This is a genomic window from Streptomyces sp. NPDC059247 (assembly GCF_042754005.1).
Classification (GTDB): domain Bacteria; phylum Actinomycetota; class Actinomycetes; order Streptomycetales; family Streptomycetaceae; genus Streptomyces.
This window is the reverse complement of record NZ_JBHYZW010000019.1, coordinates 81,642-99,540: the sequence shown is the minus strand read 5'-3', so window position 1 is coordinate 99,540 and position 17,899 is coordinate 81,642. Positions and strand designations below refer to the sequence as shown.

At 72.7% G+C, this 17,899-nt stretch carries 15 protein-coding genes and 1 tRNA gene; 6 read left to right on the top strand and 10 right to left on the bottom strand.

Translation table 11 applies throughout. The features are described from left to right. Positions 1 to 2: 2 nt before the first annotated feature. Complete coding sequence (locus tag ACFXGN_RS26865; RefSeq protein ID WP_384864089.1) at positions 3 to 1,397, bottom strand: FAD-binding oxidoreductase; 1,395 nt, start codon at positions 1,395 to 1,397, stop codon at positions 3 to 5. 97 nt (positions 1,398 to 1,494) lie between these two features. On the opposite strand from ACFXGN_RS26865, the gene ACFXGN_RS26860 reads away from it, so the two are divergent. Then, positions 1,495 to 3,159 (top strand): tetratricopeptide repeat protein, encoded by a 1,665-nt coding sequence (locus ACFXGN_RS26860; protein ID WP_384864086.1) that lies wholly within the window; start codon positions 1,495 to 1,497, stop codon positions 3,157 to 3,159. Between the two features lie 133 nt (positions 3,160 to 3,292). On the opposite strand, the gene hppD is transcribed toward ACFXGN_RS26860, so the two are convergent. Beyond that, on the bottom strand, positions 3,293 to 4,438 hold the full coding sequence (hppD, locus tag ACFXGN_RS26855) for a 4-hydroxyphenylpyruvate dioxygenase (RefSeq protein WP_384864083.1): 1,146 nt from the start codon (positions 4,436 to 4,438) through the stop codon (positions 3,293 to 3,295). 121 nt (positions 4,439 to 4,559) lie between these two features. On the opposite strand from hppD, the gene ACFXGN_RS26850 reads away from it, so the two are divergent. The 4 genes from ACFXGN_RS26850 to ACFXGN_RS26835 all read left to right on the top strand — a co-directional run bounded on the left by ACFXGN_RS26850 (position 4,560) and on the right by ACFXGN_RS26835 (position 7,628). Beyond that, the gene (locus ACFXGN_RS26850; RefSeq protein ID WP_351782826.1) at positions 4,560 to 5,027 is read left to right on the top strand and encodes an Lrp/AsnC family transcriptional regulator; all 468 of its coding nucleotides are present in this window, start codon (positions 4,560 to 4,562) and stop codon (positions 5,025 to 5,027) included. A gap of 188 nt (positions 5,028 to 5,215) precedes the next feature. After that, positions 5,216 to 5,797, top strand: coding sequence for an ArsR/SmtB family transcription factor (locus ACFXGN_RS26845; RefSeq protein ID WP_384864080.1), 582 nt, complete (start codon positions 5,216 to 5,218; stop codon positions 5,795 to 5,797). Between the two features lie 86 nt (positions 5,798 to 5,883). Then, a complete protein-coding gene (locus ACFXGN_RS26840) occupies positions 5,884 to 6,087 on the top strand; it encodes a hypothetical protein (RefSeq protein WP_384864077.1) in 204 nt (67 codons plus the stop codon). Continuing rightward, a complete protein-coding gene (locus tag ACFXGN_RS26835) occupies positions 6,084 to 7,628 on the top strand; it encodes an MFS transporter (protein WP_384864074.1) in 1,545 nt (514 codons plus the stop codon). Before ACFXGN_RS26840 ends, ACFXGN_RS26835 begins: the two co-directional genes overlap by 4 nt. Here ACFXGN_RS26835 and ACFXGN_RS26830 read toward each other — a convergent pair. From ACFXGN_RS26830 to ACFXGN_RS26805, 6 genes are all read right to left on the bottom strand, one after another. Beyond that, positions 7,561 to 8,355 carry a hypothetical protein gene (locus ACFXGN_RS26830; RefSeq protein WP_384864071.1) on the bottom strand — a complete coding sequence of 265 codons (795 nt, stop codon included), beginning with the start codon at positions 8,353 to 8,355 and terminating at the stop codon, positions 7,561 to 7,563. The genes ACFXGN_RS26835 and ACFXGN_RS26830 overlap by 68 nt on opposite strands. A 452-nt stretch (positions 8,356 to 8,807) precedes the next feature. Then, a complete protein-coding gene (locus ACFXGN_RS26825; RefSeq protein ID WP_351782840.1) occupies positions 8,808 to 9,449 on the bottom strand; it encodes a helix-turn-helix domain-containing protein in 642 nt (213 codons plus the stop codon). A gap of 550 nt (positions 9,450 to 9,999) precedes the next feature. Continuing rightward, entirely contained in the window at positions 10,000 to 11,796 is a 1,797-nt protein-coding gene (locus tag ACFXGN_RS26820) for a DEAD/DEAH box helicase (protein ID WP_384864118.1), read from the bottom strand. Positions 11,797 to 12,108: 312 nt separating this feature from the next. Beyond that, entirely contained in the window at positions 12,109 to 12,504 is a 396-nt protein-coding gene (locus ACFXGN_RS26815; protein WP_384864067.1) for a type II toxin-antitoxin system death-on-curing family toxin, read from the bottom strand. After that, positions 12,501 to 12,701 (bottom strand): CopG family transcriptional regulator, encoded by a 201-nt coding sequence (locus ACFXGN_RS26810; protein WP_384864064.1) that lies wholly within the window; start codon positions 12,699 to 12,701, stop codon positions 12,501 to 12,503. The genes ACFXGN_RS26815 and ACFXGN_RS26810 overlap by 4 nt, the downstream gene beginning before the upstream one ends. 128 nt (positions 12,702 to 12,829) lie before the next feature. Beyond that, a complete protein-coding gene (locus ACFXGN_RS26805) occupies positions 12,830 to 14,320 on the bottom strand; it encodes an MFS transporter (protein WP_384864061.1) in 1,491 nt (496 codons plus the stop codon). A gap of 180 nt (positions 14,321 to 14,500) precedes the next feature. On the opposite strand from ACFXGN_RS26805, the gene ACFXGN_RS26800 reads away from it, so the two are divergent. Beyond that, a tRNA-Cys gene (locus ACFXGN_RS26800) sits at positions 14,501 to 14,575 on the top strand. Between the two features lie 287 nt (positions 14,576 to 14,862). Here ACFXGN_RS26800 and ACFXGN_RS26795 read toward each other — a convergent pair. Both ACFXGN_RS26795 and ACFXGN_RS26790 read right to left on the bottom strand, forming a co-directional pair. Next, positions 14,863 to 15,528 (bottom strand): hypothetical protein, encoded by a 666-nt coding sequence (locus ACFXGN_RS26795; protein WP_384864058.1) that lies wholly within the window; start codon positions 15,526 to 15,528, stop codon positions 14,863 to 14,865. A 28-nt stretch (positions 15,529 to 15,556) separates the two neighbouring features. Continuing rightward, entirely contained in the window at positions 15,557 to 17,893 is a 2,337-nt protein-coding gene (locus ACFXGN_RS26790; RefSeq protein WP_384864055.1) for a hypothetical protein, read from the bottom strand. Positions 17,894 to 17,899 lie beyond the last annotated feature (6 nt).

Genomic DNA, 17,899 nt, shown 5'->3' with positions numbered 1-17,899 from the left:
CCTCAGAACAGCTTTCCGGGGTTGAGCAGTCCCAGCGGGTCGAAGGTCGCCTTGATGCCCCGCTGGAGTTCCAGGCCGACCGGGCCCAGTTCGCGCGCCAGCCACTCCTTCTTGAGGACGCCCACGCCGTGCTCGCCGGTGATCGTGCCGCCGAGCGCGAGCCCGAGCGCCATGATCTCGTCGAAGGACTCGCGGGCCCGCCGCGACTCGTCCTCGTCGGTGTGGTCGAAGCAGACCACGGGATGCGTGTTGCCGTCGCCCGCGTGCGCGCAGACACCGATGGTCAGGCCGTACTTCTCCGCGACCGCCGCCGTGCCGGCGAGCATCTCGGCGAGCCGGGTGCGGGGCACGCACACGTCGTCGATCATCGTCGCGGACTTGATCGTCTCCAGGGCCGTGAGGGAGAGCCTGCGGGCCTGGAGGAGGAGTTCGGACTCGGCCGCGTCCGCCGCCGGGACGACCTCGGTGGCGCCCGCCGCCGCGCACAGCTCCCCGACGGCGGCCAGATCGGCGGCCGGGTCCGGGGTGTCGAAGGCGCACAGGAGCAGCGCCTCCGTGCTGTCGGGCAGCCCCATCCGCGCCATCGCGTTGACCGCCCGGATCGTGGTGCCGTCCATGAGTTCGAGGAGCGACGGGGTGTGACCGCGCTCCATGATCGCGCAGACGGCCTCGCACGCGGCGGCGGCCGAGGGGAACTCGGCGGCGAGCGCCAACTGGGCGGGCGGCTGCGGGCGGAGCGCGAGCACGGCCCCGACGACGATCCCGAGGCTGCCCTCCGAACCGACGAAGAGCCTGGTCAGGTCATAGCCCGCGACCCCCTTGGCGGTGCGCCGCCCGGTGGTCAGGAGCCGCCCGTCGGCCAGCACCACGTCGAGCCCGAGGACGTACTCGGCGGTCACCCCGTACTTCACGCAGCACAGGCCGCCGGAGGCGGTGCCGATGTTCCCGCCGATGGTGCAGGTCTCCCAGCTGGAGGGGTCCGGCGGGTAGTACAGGCCGTGCTCGGCGACGGCCCGTGAGAGGACCGCGTTGACGACGCCCGGCTCGACGACGGCGATCCGGTCGACCGGACTGATCTCCAGGATGCGGTCCATCCTGACCAGGGAGAGCACGATGCAGCCCTCGGTGGCGTTGGCGCCGCCGGACAGGCCCGTACGGGCCCCTTGGGGGACGACGGGCACCCGGAGCTCGGTCGCGGTGCGCATGACGTGCCGCACCTGCTCGACCGTGCGCGGGAGCACCACGGCCGCCGGGGCTCCGGCGGCGCAGAAGCTCGCCATGTCGCGGGAGTAGGAGGCCATGACGTCCGGGTCGGTGAGCACCGCTCCCCCGGGCAGCCCGGCGCGCAGGCGCTCGTGGAGCCGCGAGCGGAGGTCGTCCTGCTGAAGATCGTCCATGCCTCCAGCGTGGCACCCGGGGCCATCGGTGTGAACCCGCCGGAGCGGGCGCATCGTGTGCTCTTCGTACAGCCGCGGCGGGTTCACAGTGAGCGCCATGAAGACCCAGAACGTGTCGAGGACGGTCCTGGTGGCCGGGGCGGGCGCGGTGCTCGCGGCGACGGCCCTGCTGTACGTCCCCGAACTCCTCGGTCAGGACCCGCCGCCCCCGCCGGGACCGGCGGAGCGGGCGGCCATCGCGGCCCACGCGGGTGCCCCCGCCTCGCTCCCCGACCTCGCCGCGCTGATCTCCGACCGGGAGAAGTGGCTGCGCGAGCACCCCGACGACGACTCCTCCTGGGCCCGGCTCGGCGCGGCGTACACGGAACGGGGCACCCGGCTGGGGGACGTACGGGACTATCCGCGGGCCGACCGGGCGCTGCGCCGCTCGCTGGCCGAACGGCCCGCCACGAGCGGCAATCTGGACGCGCAGCTGGGTCTCGGGGCGCTCGCGGGGGCGCGGGGCGACTGGCGGGCGGCGAAGGAGTGGGGCGAGCGGGTCCGGAAGGCGGACCCGAAGCGGTGGCCCGTCTACCCGGTCCTGTTCGACGCGTACAACGGCCTCGGGGACCACAAGGCCGCCCGGAAGGCCGTGGAGAGCCTGGAGGGGCTGCACTCGGGCGCGATGGTGCGCGGGCTCGCCGCGCAGAACTACCGCGACCGGGGCTGGCGGGAGGACGCCGACGCGACGGCGCTGGCCGCGGCGGCGCTCGCGACGACCGACGCGGAGAAGGCCCCGGCGCTGGTCCGGCTGGGCGATCTGGCGTGGGAGCGGGGCGAGCCGGAGGAGGCGGTGGAGCGGTACGGGGCGGCACTGCGGCTCGTGGCGGACCACGCCCCCGCGCTGGCGGGCCGGGGGCGGGCGCTGGCGGCGCTGGGGCGCGGGGACGAGGCGCTGCGCGACTGGCGGGCGGCGCTGGCCCGGCTGCCGCTGCCGGAGTACCTCCTCGACGCGGGCGAGCTGCACGAGGCGCTCGGTCTCGACGGGGACGCGCGGGCCCTGTACGAACGGCTGCGGACGAGCGCTCCGCCGTCGGCCGAGGTGTCGCTGGTGCTGCTCGAAGCGGACCACGGCGACCCGGTGGCGGCGGCGGCGCGGATGCGGGCGGAGTGGGCGCGCGGGCACCGCTCGCTGCGGGCGACGGACGCGATGGCGTGGGCGCTGTTCCGGTCGGGGCAGACCAAGGAGGCCCTGGGGTACGCGAAGCTGGCCACCGAGGAGGGGTTGCGGAGCGCGCTGTTCGCGTACCACCGGGGGGAGATCGAGCGGGCCCTGGGTCTGGAGGGACAGGCCCGCCGCCATCTGGCGGAGGCGCTGCGGATCAACCCCGGGTTCTCGCCGCTGCTGGCCCCGAGGGCGGAGGAGGCGCTCGCGGAGCTGGGCGAGCCCTCCGACGAACTTCCCCGCGAACTCCGCCCGAGGGAACCGGTGAGGTCGCGCGGTACGGACTCGTCAGCGGGTACGGGGACGGGCCCTGGCACGGGGACGCGTCCGGGGAGGCCCTCGGGCGCCGGGCGGCCGTCGTCCGCGTCGCCGGGGGCGGCCCCGGGAAGGGACACGGGCCGCGGCACGGGAGCCGCGTCGGAGAAGCCGGTGGAACGGGCGCCGGAGAAGCCGGAGCGGCCCGAGCGGACGGAGCGGCCGGAGAAGCCGGAGCGGACGGAGAAGCCCGCCGGGAGCCCGTCCGCGGACTCCGGCGAGAGGCCGGGCGGGCGGGGGTAGGGCGGGGCGGCCGACGCGCACGGGTGGACGGGCCCCGTACGGACCCGGGGCGGCCGTCCCGTACGGGATGCGACGGGATGGCGGGGCGGGTCCCGGGGGTGTGTCCCCGGGACCCGTCCGTGTCAGGCGTGGACTACAGGTTGCCGCGCTTCTCCTGCTCGCGCTCGATCGCCTCGAACAGGGCCTTGAAGTTGCCCTTGCCGAAGCCCATGGAGCCGTGGCGCTCGATCATCTCGAAGAAGACGGTCGGGCGGTCCTGCACCGGCTTGGTGAAGATCTGCAGCAGGTAGCCGTCCTCGTCGCGGTCCACGAGGATCTTCAGCTCGCGCAGGGTCTCGACCGGCACCCGGGTCTCCCCGGCCCACTCGCCGAGGGTGTCGTAGTACGAGTCGGGGGTGTCGAGGAAGGTGACGCCCGCGGCCCGCATCGCGCGCACGGAGGCCACGATGTCGTTGGTGGCGAGGGCGATGTGCTGGACGCCCGCGCCGCCGTAGAACTCCAGGTACTCGTCGATCTGCGACTTCTTCTTCGCGATCGCGGGCTCGTTGATCGGGAACTTCACCTTGAGGGTGCCGTCCGCGACGACCTTGGACATCAGGGCCGAGTACTCGGTCGCGATGTCGTCGCCCACGAACTCCTTCATGTTCGTGAAGCCCATGACCTTGTTGTAGAAGCCGACCCACTCGTTCATCCGGCCGAGCTCGACGTTGCCCACGCAGTGGTCGATGGCCTGGAAGAGGCGCTTGGCCGGGGGCTCGACGATCGGCGCGGCGGTGACGAAGCCCGGGAGGTACGGGCCGTCGTAGCCGGAGCGCTCCACGAGGGTGTGGCGGGTCGTGCCGTAGGTGGCGATGGCGGCGAGGACGACGGTGCCGTGCTCGTCCTTCACCTCGTGGGGCTCGACCAGACCGGTGGCGCCGTGTTCGACGGCGTAGGCGTACGCGGCGCGCGCGTCCGGCACCTCGATCGCCAGGTCGACGACGCCGTCGCCGTGCTCGGCGACGTGGTCGGCGAGGAAGCGGCCGTGGTCGGTGGAGACCTTGATGACGGAGGTGAACACGAAACGGGCGGAGCCGTTGGTGAGGACGTAGCTGGCGGTCTCCCGGCTGCCGCTCTCCGGTCCGGAGTAGGCGACGAGCTTCATGCCGAAGGCCGTGGAGTAGTAGTGGGCGGCCTGCTTGGCGTTGCCGACGGCGAAGACGACCGCGTCCATTCCCTTCACGGGGAAGGGATCGGCCTGCCGCGCCGTGGAGGGGGTGTGCTCGATGGTCTCAGTCATACGAGCAATGTCCCGCCGCTCGGCAAGGTGCGCAAGAGTTTGCTGTTCCCCTGGTCATCCTGTACAGGGAACGCCGAGTATGGCCGGACGACTTGTACATCCTGACCATGGGGAGACCACTGTGGCGATCGATCATCTGGACGGCAGGCTGATCGTGCTCCTGGCGCGCGAGCCGCGCATCGGCGTCCTGGAGGCGTCCCGGCGCCTCGGAGTGGCCCGAGGTACGGCGCAGGCGCGGCTCGACCGGCTCCGGGCCAGCGGGGTGATCAGGGGGTTCGGGCCCCAGGTGGACCCGGCGGCGCTCGGTTATCCGGTGACGGCGTTCGCCACCCTGGAGATCAAGCAGGGGCAGGGCGCGGACGTCCGGGAGCATCTGGCGACGGTCCCGGAGGTGCTGGAGCTGCACACGACCACGGGCCACGGCGACATGCTCTGCCGACTGGTCGCCCGCTCCAACGCGGACCTCCAGCGGGTGATCGACAAGGTGGTGGCGTTCGAGGGGATCGTCCGGGCGTCCACGGCGATCGTGATGGAGAACCCGGTGCCGCTGCGGATCATCCCGCTGGTGGAGCAGGCGGCGCGGGAGTAGGAGGCGGGGGTCGGCGGGGCGCCGCGAGGGCGGCGGTCCGTACGGCGCGGGCCGCACCCGACCGTACGGACCGCCCAGGCCGCCCAGGCCGCACGCCCCGCACGGGCGGGAGACGCAAAGAGAATCTTGCAAAGAAGTAGTTGCAAAAATTCCTTGCAACTACTTCTTTGCAACTCTACGCTGAGGCCATGCCCGAGCCCGAGGAATTCGTCAGCCGCTCGCTCGACCCCCGCTCCCTGCGCGGGATCGCCCACCCCCTGCGCATCCAGCTGCTGCGCAGCCTGCGCCACCACGGCCCCGCCACCGCCTCCCAACTCGCGGAGCGGCTCGGCGAGTCCAGCGGCGCCACCAGCTACCACCTGCGCCAGCTCGCCGCCCACGGCTTCGTCGAGGACGACCCGACGCGCGGCAAGGGCCGGGAGCGCTGGTGGAAACCGGCCCACCAGGGGACCAGCTTCGGCGAGGAGCTGTACAAGAACCCCGACCCCGAGGTGCAGGGCGCGCTCGACGTCGTCATGCACGAGGTCGCCACCATCCACACCCAGGAGCTCGCGACCTGGTTCGCGACCCGCCGCGACTGGGACGAGTCCTGGTACGGCGCCGCCGACATGAGCGACTTCACCCTGCACCTGCCGCCCGAGCAGCTGCGCGAACTGAGCGCGAAGCTGCACGAGTTGATCGACCAGTACCGCGTCGCCGCCGACCCCGAAGCACCCGGCGCCGCGCGCGTACGGATGCATCTGCACGCGTTCCCGCAGCACGAGGAGTGACGGCGGGCGCCCCGACGGCACCCGCGCCCACAGCACCCGCACCCGCACCCCACGGCACGCGAACCGAGGAAAGGAACCACGGAGCCATGCACTCCGACATCCACTTCCAGCTGCACACCCTGACCGCCGCCGAGCTGCACCGGGAGACCGCCGACGGCCACGGCCGCCCCGGCCCCCTCCCGGCCACCGCCGCCGCGCCCGCCCTGCGCGTCCGGCTCGGCTGGACCCTGGTCGCGCTGGGCCTGCGCCTGGCCACCCCCACCCCCCACTCCATACGCCTGGCAGCATGAGCGCTCCGGGGGGACACGGAGAAGAACCGGCGGACGCGACGGAGAGCGACGCGGACCCGACCGAGGACCGGACCGGCACCACCGGGAGCCGGGCCCGCACGACGAAGGACGGACCCGGTACGGCGAAGGACTCGGCCCGTACGGGGAAGGGCGGGGTCGGTACGGCGAAGGGTGACCGGGCTCCCCTGCTGACCGTCCTCGGCGCCAACGCCGTCTCCATCACGGGCAATTCGCTCACCCTCATCGGCGTCCCGTGGTTCGCGCTCGAAACCACGGGGAGCCCCGGCAAGGCCGGGTTCGTCGCCTTCTGCGCGGCCCTGCCCGTCCTGCTCGCCACCCTCGCGGGCGGCCCGGTCATCGACCGGATCGGCCGCCGCCGCGTCAGCGTCACCTCCGACCTGGTGTGCGCGCTCGCGCTCGCCGCGATCCCGCTGCTGCACCACACGGGCGTCCTGGAGTTCTGGATGCTGTGCGCCCTGATGGCGGTCAACGGCCTGTTCCACGCACCCGGCGAGACCGCGCGGCACGTCCTCGTGCCCGACCTCGCCGCCCGCGCCGGGACCTCGCTCCCCCGGGTCGCCAGCCTCTACGACGCGGTGTCGCGCGGCGCCCGGATGACCGGCGCGGCCCTCGCCGGGCTCCTCGTCGCCTTCCTCGGCGCCGACACGGTCCTGGTCCTCGACGCGGCCACCTTCGCCCTCTCCGCGCTGCTGGTCGTGGTGGGACTGCGCGGGATCCCGGCGGCCGAGCCGGTACGGGACGGCCCCCGGCTCTCCCCCGCCCGCTACCGCGCCGACCTGCGCGAGGGGTACGCCTATCTGTTCGGCAACCGGCTGCTGTTCGGCATCATGATCATGGTGATGGTCACCAACGGCCTGGGCCAGAGCTGGAGTTCGGTCCTGCTGCCGGTCCACGCCCGGGAGCAGCTCGGCGGCCCCGCCGCGCAGGGTCTGATCGTCGCCGTCTTCGGCGGCTGCGCCCTCGCCGGGGCACTGCTCTACGCGGCGGTCGGCGAACGTCTGCCGCGCCGGGCGGTGTTCACGGCGGGCTTCCTGGTCGGCGGCGCCCCGCCGTTCGTGGTGGCGGCGCTCACCGACACCACCGCGCCGCTCCTGGTGACGGTCGCCGCGTCGGGCTTCGGCGTCGGTTTCCTCAACCCGATCCTGACCACGGTGATGTACGAGCAGGTCCCCGACGGGCTGCGCAGCCGGGTCGTCGGCGCGAGCACCGCGGGTGTCCTGCTCACCACCCCGCTGGGCGGTCTGGCGGCGGGCCTGCTGGTCGAGCGGATCGGTCTGACGACGACGCTGCTCGGGGTCGGCGGGCTGTACTTCCTGACCACGCTGGCGCCGCTGGTCTTCCCCGCCTGGCGGGGGATGGACGTACGGCCGGAAGCCTGGCCAGAGGCCCGGTCGGAAGCCCGGTCGGACCCGTCGCCGGAACGGCCGCCCCACGGCGGCGGCACGGTGCCGGTCAGCAGGACGGGACCTTCGACTCCTGCCCCTGTTCCAGGGCCCGGAGGGACGCCACCGCGTCGCTGAGGGCGGTGACTGGCACCAGCCGCAGGCCCTCCGGCCGCTCGGCGCGGGCGTCGCCGCACTCGGCCTTCGGCACGAGGAAGACGGTGGCCCCGTCCCGGGCGGCTGCCTGGGTCTTGAGGGAGACCCCGCCGACGGCGCCGACCGTGCCGTCCGGGTCGATGGTGCCCGTACCGGCGACGGTCCGGCCGCCGGTGAGGTCGCCGCCGTCCCCGTCGCCGTCGAGCTTGTCGACGATGCCGAGGGAGAACAGCAGTCCGGCGCTGGGCCCGCCGACATCGGCGAGGCTCAGGGTCACCTTCACCTTCTCGGGGTCCTCCTTCAGGTACCCGAGGGCGGCGAGGGCCGCCGCGTCCTGCGACTGCTTCATCTGCCCGAGGTTCCGCTTCTCGATCTCGGCGTCGGACTTCCCCGGCGGGTAGACGGACGCGCGCGGCAGGACGGCCCGGTCGGTGCGGAACCAGGCGTCGGCCACGTCCGCGAACCGGATGTCCGCGGACGGCCCGGTCGCGAGGATCGTCGTCATCCGCAACTGGCCCCGGGTCTCCCGGACCGGGGCGCCGGTGATCGTGATGATCTCCTTCCCCTTGTTCTCGCCGAGCACGTCGGCGGTGGTGCCGGGCTGTGCGATCGCGTACGGCAGCGGGGCGAGTCCGACGACGGCGAAGAGCGCGAGGACGGGCACGGCGCAGACCGCGAGGACACGGGGACGCGAGAGGCTGGAGAACACGCACCCAATCTACTGGGGCGCGGAGGGTGACGGGTCCGGGGCCGGAATCGCGCGGGGCGGGAACCCCATGAGGGGCCCGTCTGCCCGTAGGGGCCCTTGCCCGTAGGGGAAGTCCCTGCCCGTACGGGCCCGCCGCCGGGGCGCGGGGCCCGGCCGGGAAGGGCCCCGGCCAGGGCCTCTCGGCGAGGGGGCCTCGCCGGGCCGGACCGTCTCCGGGCGTGGACCCGGTGGGCGGCCCGTGCCGAGTGAGCGGGGGCGGCCGGACCCGGGGGCGTACCGACCGGGGAAGCGGCCCCGCGTGACGGGCGGGCGCCGCCCCAGGGCCTGCCCTGGCCCTGAGGTCAGCGTCCTGGGTGCGCGTGGCTCGGGGTGTAGGTGGATCGGGTGTGTGGCTCGGGGTGCGCGTGTCACGGGGCCGGGTGGGGGTGGCCCCGTGACGTCGTCGCGTGCCTCTAGCGCAACGCGTCGGCGACCTCGCGCGCCGCGTCCACCACCCGGGGGCCGACGCGTTCCGGTACGGCGTCCGCGAGCATCACCACGCCGACGCTTCCCTCGACGCCCGTCACGCCCACCAGCGGGGCGGCGGCGCCGCTCGCGCCCGCCTCCAGTTCGCCGTGGGTCAGGGTGAAGCCCTGTTCGGTCAGACCGCCCTGCCGGGCGGCCAGGATCGCCCGGCCCGCCGCGCCCCGGTCGAGGGGGTGACGGAATCCGGCCCGGTAGGCGACGTGGTAGTCGGTCCAGGTCGGTTCGACGACCGCGACCGCGAGCGCCTCCGCCCCGTCGACGAGCGTCAGATGGGCGGTCGCGCCTATGTCCTCGGCGAGCGAGCGCAGCGCGGGCAGCGCCGCCTCCCGCACCAGCGGGTGGACCTGGCGGCCGAGCCGCAGCACACCGAGGCCGACGCGGGCACGTCCACCGAGGTCGCGGCGGACGAGGGCGTGCTGTTCGAGGGTGGCGAGCAGACGGTAGACCACGGTCCGGTTGACACCGAGTCGGTTGGACAACTCGGTGACGGTCAGGCCGTGGTCGGTGTCGGCGAGCAGTTTGAGGACTCTGAGTCCCCGGTCGAGCGTCTGGGAGGTCTCCGCGGTCACGACGCCCTCTCCTTCGGAGTGAGTGGCGGCGGATCTCTCACGGTGGCCGCGTCGCCGGTCCCGTCGGCGACACACGTCAGAGGCCGCCGGCAGGAAGGGGTACACCGGCTGCGCTCCGCGGCGGCGCTGCCACGGGGCGATTGCTTTTGAGCCGGGACAGTAGCGACCCGCTCCGCTGAGCGGAAGACCTCGTCCAGAATCCGGGCGCCGACGACCGGATACGGACGGTTCAGGACCTTCGTCGGTCGTACGCGGGACCTTGGAGGACAAGACCGGCTGTGTCGTGCCCCTAGCGTGGAGGATGCCCGGAGGCCGACCGTGGGGGCCGGTCTCCGAGGCGGTCCCGCCGCCGGTTCTCTCCGCGCGGGACGGGCCGAGGCCCGTACGAACGCCGTCGTACGGGCCTCAGCCGTTTTTTCCTGCCCGGGTGTTCGCCGGGGGCTCCCGGGGACTCTCCGGGGACTCTCTGGGGACTCCCCGGTGGGCCGGGGGGGCTTCCGGTCGCCCGGGGCGCTCCCGGTGGGCCGGTGGGCCGGGGCGCGGAGGGGCGTCACCGCATCCGGGTGGCCCACTCCTGGACCTTCTTGATCCGTTCCCGGAGCTGTCCGGCGGTCGCCTCGGCGCTCGGCGGGCCGCCGCAGACCCGGCGCAGCTCGGTGTGGATCACCCCGTGCGGCTTGCCGGTCTGGTGGACGTACGCGCCGACCATCGTGTTGAGCTGCTTGCGGAGTTCGAGCAGCTCTTTGTGGGAGACCACGGGCCGCCGTTCGGCCGGGAGTTCCAGGAGGTCGGCCTCCTCGTCCGGCTTCCTGCGGCTGTGCGCGATCTGCCGGGCCTGCCGCTTCTGCAGCAGCAGCTGGACCTGGTCGGGTTCGAGCAGGCCCGGGATGCCGAGGTAGTCCTGCTCCTCCGCGCTGCCGGGGTGGGCCTGCATCCCGAACTCGGCGCTGTTGTAGAGGACGCGGTCGAAGACGGCGTCGGACTCCAGCGCCTCGAAGGGCAGCATGTCCTGTTCGCCGGTGTCCTCGTCCTGCTGGCGTTCGGCCTCCGCCATCTCCTTCTCGGACTCGGCGTACGGGTCCTCGTCGTCGCCCGCCTTCTTCGGCTTGTCGAGGACGTGGTCGCGCTCGACCTCCATCTCGTTGGCGAAACCGAGGAGGCTGGGGATCGTCGGCAGGAACACGGAGGCGGTCTCGCCGCGCCTGCGCGAACGCACGAAACGGCCGACGGCCTGCGCGAAGAACAGCGGGGTCGAGATCGTCGTCGCGTACACGCCCACGGAGAGGCGGGGCACGTCGACGCCCTCGGACACCATGCGGACCGCGACCATCCAGCGGGAGCCGTCCTCGCTGAACTCGTCGATCCGGCTCGAAGCGCCGGTGTCGTCGGAGAGGACGACGGTGGGCTTCGTACCGGTGATCTCGCGGATCAGCTTGGCGTACGAGCGGGCCGCGTCCTGGTCGGAGGCGATGACGAGACCGCCCGCGTCCGGGATCGACTTGCGGACCTCGGTGAGCCGCTGGTCGGCGGCGCGCAGCACGTTCGGCATCCAGTCGCCCTTGGCGTCGAGCGCGGTGCGCCACGCCTGCGAGACCGCGTCCTTGGTCATCGGCTCCCCGAGCCGGGCGGCGATCTCGTCGCCCGCCTTGGTCCGCCAGCGCATGTTGCCGCTGTAGGAGAGGAAGATGACCGGGCGGACGACGCCGTCGCCGAGGGCGTTGCCGTAGCCGTACGTGTAGTCCGCCGAGGACCTGCGGATGCCGTCGTTCCCCTCCGCGTAGGTGACGAAGGGGATGGGGTTGGTGTCGGAGCGGAACGGGGTGCCCGTGAGGGCGAGCCGCCGGGTGGCGGGCTCGAAGGCCTCCAGGCACGCCTCGCCCCAGGACTTGGAGTCTCCGGCGTGGTGGATCTCGTCGAGGATGACGAGGGTCTTGCGCTGCTCGCAGCGGTTGCGGTGGAGCATGGGGCGGACGCCGACACCCGCGTAGGTGAGGGCGACGCCGTCGTACTCCTTGCTGAGCGGCCCGGCGCTGTACTCCGGGTCCAGCTTGATGCCTATCCGCGCGGCGGCGGCGGCCCACTGCTTCTTCAGGTGTTCGGTGGGGGCGATCACGGTGATCTGCTGCACGACGTGGTGGTGCAGCAGCCACGAGGCGAGGGTCAGCGCGAAGGTCGTCTTGCCCGCGCCGGGGGTGGCGACGGCGAGGAAGTCACGGGGCTGCTCCTGGAGGTACTTCTCCATGGCTCCCTGCTGCCAGGCACGCAGCTTGCCGGCGGTACCCCAGGGGGCCCGTCCGGGGAAGGCGGGAGAGAGGTGATGGGAGGTGGTGGTGGTAGTAGTCACGATCTCCGGGTTCGACGCTCGTCCAGATATGACAACCGGGCCACCTTACCGGCGGCCCGCCCCGAACCTCGTACGAAACAGGCCGCGTACCGCCCCGCTGCGACCCACCTCACTCCGGGGGAGATCGACTCGCGGAGACGGGGCGGGTCGGCTGGGGCGGGCCCCGGCCCGGTGGAAACGGGTCGGCTCACCGGGCCCGGCCCGGCCGGGCCGGGCGGGACGGGGCTCGATCGGCTCACCGGGCCTGGCTGGGCAGGGCTCAGCCAGGCCGCCGGGCTGGGGGTCGGCCGGATCAGGCCGCCGGGCCGGGACCGGTCAGGTCACCGGACCGGGACCGGTCAGCTCCCGCAGACCGTCCGCGATGGCCCCCACCTCGTCGGTCTCCCCGGTCGCCACGGCGATGACCAGGCGTTCCGCCGTGTCGATGTCGGGGCGGAGCTGGACGCCGTGCAGGGCGAGGAACGTGACGCAGGACAGCCAGGCGGTGCGCTTGTTCCCGTCGAGGAAGGGATGGTTCACCGCGAGGGACTGGAGGAGCGCGGCGGCCTTGTCGAGGAGCTCGGGATACGCCTCCTCGCCGAACATGGCGGCGGCCGGGCGGTGCACCGCCGAGTCGAGCAGCCCGGCGTCGCGCACGACGACATCCTGGTCGTCCACGGCGTGCTCGGCGACGATCAGGGTCTCCTCTGCGGACAGGTGGACGGCGCTCACTTGAGCCGCTCCATCAGCTCGTGCCACTTGGCCGCCTGCTCCATGGCCGCCCCGCGCACGATCGCCTCCCGGGCGGTGCGCGCGAGACGGTCGTCGACGGCGTGCGGGGCGAGGGCGTCCGTGCTCGCGCCCTCCTGCTCGGCGCGCGGCTCGGGCACCTCGGTCCGGTCGTCGTGGAAGCGCGGGTTCAAGGCCATGCCGGAACGGTACCGAGCGGTGGGGCCGGAGCGGTACCGCGTTTCCCCCCCCGTACGGGCCCGCCGTACAGGCCAGCCGTACGGCCAGCCGCACAGGCCCGGCCCGCCCTACGGCCCGGCCCCGGACGTCAGTCGCGGGGCTCCGTGCCGTGGAGCCGGGTCGCCACCCAGGCGCCCACCGCCGCCACGCCCGCCATCGGCAGGAACACCACCGTGAAGGCCCCCGGGTGGGAGCCCGTGGACGTCGCGGCCGTGACCGCGTGGCCCACCGCGCCGCCGCCGAGCGCCGCGAAGGCCGCGCCGCCCGCGGCGAGCAGCAGGACGTTGGAGAGGCCGTCGGAGATCTGCAGCGCGGCGGAGTTCGCGCCCACCTCGTCCGGCGCGGACAGCTTCATGAGCAGCACGCTCGTCGAGGCGATCACCGCGCCCATGCCGAGACAGCCCAGCGCCCAGGCGACCGCGAGGACCCAGACGGGCACGGCCGTGATCAGCACGGTCGGCGCCGTGGCGATGGCGAGCGCGACCAGGACCATGCCGAGGACGACGAGCCGCTCCCGGTACGGCTCCGTCCACGGCCGGGCCTGGATCCAGGAGCCGAGCGCCCAGGTGAGGCCGCCCATGGCGAGCGAGAGACCGGCCAGGGTGGGGCTCAGACCCCGCTGGGTGACCAGCATCAGCGGTACGAACGACTCGGCCGCGATGAAGGCACCGGCGGCGATGCCGCGCAGCAGGACCACCGAGGGCAGGCCGCGGGCCGCCCGGTAGGTGCCGTGCGGGAGCAGGCCCCGGACGGCGGGCACCAGGAGCGCGACGCCCGCGACGGCCGGGAGGAGGGAGAGCCAGCGCAGTTCCTGGCCCGCGTACTGGAGGAGCGCGGCGCCCGCCGAGATCGCGAGCGCCAGCCCGATGCGGCGCCGGTCCCAGGCGGCGACGGGCGCGGCCGGGTCGGCGGGGCCCGAGGCGGTGCGGCGGATCGCGGGGAGCGCGAGGGCCAGCGGGAAGACGACGAGGGCGGGGATGCCGAGGAAGACCCAGCGCCAGCCGAGGTGCTCGGTGACCGTGCCGGAGGCGAGGGGGCCGACGACGGAGGGTATGACCCAGCTCGCGGCGAAGGCGGCCATGATCGCGGGCCGGAGGTGTTCCGCGTAGGCCCGGCCGACGATCACGTACAGCGCGACGATGACGAGCCCGCCGCCGAGGCCCTGCACGGCCCGGCCGAGGATGAACAGCCACATGGCCCCGGCGGTGCCGGAGAGCAGCAGTCCGGCGGCGAAGGCGCTGATGCCCGCGGCGAGGGGCGCGAGCGGCCCGCGCCGGTCGGACCACTGTCCGGCGAGGACCATGGCGAAGAGGCTGGTGGTGAAGTACGCGGAGAAGGCGAAGGCGTAGACGGACACGCCGTTCAGCTCGCGGGCGGCGACGGGCATGGCCGTGCCGACGGCGGTCGCCTCGAAGGCGATGAGCAGGACGACGGAGACGATCCCGATGCTGAGCGCCCGGTGGGCGGAGTCGAGGACGGACCCCCCGGCGTCCCCCGCGGTCGCGCGGGGTGCCGGGTCCGGCGGGAGATCGACGACGGTGCCGGGGTCCGCGGCGTCGCGGGGTTCGAGGGCGCTCATTCCCCCAGAGTAAGAGGTGTTTCCGGTGATGGCGCCTGTCAGGAGTCCCGTTCGCCCTCGGTCGTCGGTCGTACGACCATGAACGGAGTGTGGCAGCGGCATGTCAGTCCCGTGGCACACCCCGGGCCCCTCTTGAGCCCCTCCCGTCCCCGCCCTACGGTCGTACCCAGAACACCGCACGACCGTGTGCCCGAGTGGTTGAGGGGCTCGCCTGCAAAGCGAGTTACGTCGGTTCGATTCCGATCACGGTCTCCACCAGGTCCCGTCCACGGGATCTCCCCGAGCCGCGGCGGCCCGTGCCGCGCGGCCAGGCCATGAACGATCGAGCCGGACGCGGACCCGGCGGCGTGGGCCTCGCCCGGGCCTGCCGCCCGGCCGCTCCAGGCGCGGGGCGGTCAAGTCTCGCTCCCGGTCCTCGCCGCCGCCCTCGTACCGGTCCCGCTCACCCAGCCGATCCGCATCGGCCCGTCGGACCGCGTCCCGCCGCCCGCCCCGGCCACGCGGACGGCCGAGGACCGGACCGGGGGGCGACGGAGCGGCCCCTACCGCTCCCCGCGCCACTTCTTCGTCTCGAACACGGGCTTCTCGGGCAGCCCCGCGTCGTTCTCGCAGCCCAGCTTCCGCACGACCGCCAGCGTCACCGAATGCAGGACGGTGAGGTACGCCTCGCGGGTGGCGGGAGTGTTCCGGGGGTACGCGCCCTTGCCCCGGTCGTCGAATTCGATCATCCCGTGGAGCGGGGCGGGCTCCTTGTCGGAGCCCTTCAGCCGGGGGCTGGAACACCCGACGAAAAGGTGCGCGTCCTTGTTGTCCGCGCTCGCCTCACGGCCCATCGCGTAGAGGTGGCGCCCCTGGTCCTGCCACTTGGTGCCGTCGTCGTACAGGTCGCCCGGACCGTACAGGACCGCGTCGATCTTCACCTCGCTCCGCGCGCCGCCCTCGGCGGTCGCCTCGCACAGATCGGGCTGGCCCGGCCCCCTGCCCAGGGTCGCCTGGTCCTCGATCAGCGCCTCGGTGATCCGGTCGAGACCGACGCCCCCCATGCGGAACTCCTCGGTGCCCAGCAAGGACCCGAGCGCCGTGACCGCCTCGGGCGACAGGGTGCCGTCGCACCTCTCGGCGACCTGCCGCTCCCCACCGCCCCCGCACGCGGTGAGGAGCAGCCCGAGGGCCAGCACGGTCGAGACGGACGCGGACACTCTTCTCATCGGGATTCCTCGCGAAGGGGTACGGGGGTCAGCCGGTCTCGGGGGCGTTGCCGGTCTGCCTGGCGTGGGCGTTGCCGCCGAGATAGCCGCTGCCCACGGACTCGATCATGTCCTGGCGGAATTCGCTGCTCACCTGGCTGCGGTGCTCCAGCAGGAACCTCTCCATGGGAGATTCGGCACTGAAACGGCCCTGGGTGTAGATGAGCTTCTTGTCGTCGTGGATGTCGTCCTCGATCTTCTCCTTGTTGTCCTCGACGGACTTGTCCGACCAGTCGCCGATGACCTGCCCGGCAAGCTGCTCCATGACCCCGGAGCCGGTGTCGACGGCCAGCGGCACGAGGACGGCCGCCGCGCCGACGGCGGCGGTCGCGGGCAGGAAGGCGACACCTGCGGCGATGCCGACCGTGGCGCCCAGCTCCACCCAGCCCGCCTTGGCCGCCTGCGCCTTCTCGTACTCCTCGTGCTTCTTGATGCCCTCGGCCTCGACCTGGGCACCACGGGACTCGTCCAGCAGGCCCTGGAGGGTCGCGCCCGTGTACACGGCTCCCCGTGCCCGGCCCTCGTCGATCTTGCCGTCCGGGCCGACCTGCGCCTCCAGGACGCTGGTGGTGTAGAGGCGCTCGGCCGTGGAGACCGTGGCGTAGGCGTCGGGGTGCTGCCCGAGGGTGCTGAGGAAGTCGACGGCGGCCTGTCGCCCGAACGAGGGGTGCGCCGACTGGTCCTTCGTCGGAGCGTGGACGCTGTCGGTGACGTTCTTGTCCAGGGCCCAGTTGAGGTCGTCGATGTACCCGGCGCCCATGTTGCCGAGACTGTCCGCCAGCGGGGACTGCCACTTCTTGACCAGTTCGGCGTCGCCGCCGTACTTCTCCACGACCTGCTTCATGATCTCGGCCGTGGTCTCGTCGCGCTTCAGCTCCGGCGTGGTGTCGTCCCACGCGTGGCCCAGCGTCGCCGCCTCCAGGGCGTGGCCGAGGGCGTCGGGCATGTAGTCGGCGGACTTCTTCGCGTCGTCCGGGTGGTGCCCGTCGATGTCAGGGAAGAAGTCGTACTTGTCCGTCGCGAAGACGTCCAAGTAGTTCGTGATCGGGTCGCCCTTCTTGTCCTTGCCCAGGTTCAGGTCCCCGCCGACGCTCCCGTCCTTGTTGTACGACGTCGGGTCCTTCGAGAAGAAGTCCTTCGCCGCCTCCGGGCTGTGGCCCAGGGCCTCCAGCATCGGGATCATCGGGTCGAAGCCGGAGCCGTTCACGCCCGAGGGGTTGTACTGGTTCTTCAGCCAGCCGCCGCCCAGGGGCTTGCTGTCGGCGAAGAGGTAGGGGTCCTTCGCGTGGAGCTGGGTGACGTGTTCGGCGATCGGGACCAGGAACTTCTTGTCGTAGTCGCCGTAGCGCATGATGCCGCCGAGCAACTGGTACCCGTACGCCGGGTTGTTGTCGTACTTGGCCAGCGGGATGCGCTCGGTGCCCAGTTTCCGCATGTCCGCGGACCACTTGTCGGTCCACCCGTCGCCGCCCTGCGTGGCGGTCGCCAGATTGAGGCCCAGGTTCTTCTGGAGCGCCTGGACGTCGGCGAGGCGCTCCTTGTCGACCTTCGAGTATTCGTACGTGTCCGTGGACAGCTGCCCGAAGAACTCCAGGGCGCCCTTGGGGCCGAGGTGGTCGTAGAAGGTGCGGGAGAACTCCTTCGAGCCGCTGTTGTCCCCGAGCAGCTCGTTGAGCCGCACCAGCTCCTCGTGGCTGATGTCCCGGCCCTTCTTGGCCAGGTCGGCGGCGCGCTGCGCCTCCTCGGCGTCGAGGCTGCCGTACTTCGGGGCGCTGAAGTTGTTCCTGTCGCCGGTGATGTTGGCCTTGAGCGCGTTGGAGCAGGACTCGTCGGCGTCGTCGCAGGTCTCGACGATCGCGTCGATCCGCCGCTGCATCGCGTCGATGTCGGCGATCTCCTGGCTGACCATCATCCGGAAGTCGGGGTCGTGCCGCATCCCCTGGTCCTTGGTCTGCGACAGCGGTTCGACGGCCTCGACCTTCCCGCTGGAGGTGACCCTGAAGCGCTTGGCGGGGGCGTCGGTCTCGACGATCGTCTTGAGGTCGTCCTTCGCCTTCTTGAAGGCGTTGTAGCCGTCGAGCAGGACCTTGTGGATGCCGTCGGCGGCCTTCGACGCGTCGTCGAACTCCTTCGCCGTCTTGTCCACGAACGGCTTGGTGACCTCGGCGTTCACCCCGCGCCAGTAGTCGTCCCTGGCCTTCGCCGCCATGGTCGTACGGGCGTCCTCGGCGAGCTTGTCGAGCTTGCCCTTCATCGTGGACCAGTCGTCGGCGGCGGACTTCATCTTGTCCAGCGGCGCCTGGTACACGTTGTCAAAGGTCAGCACAGCAGG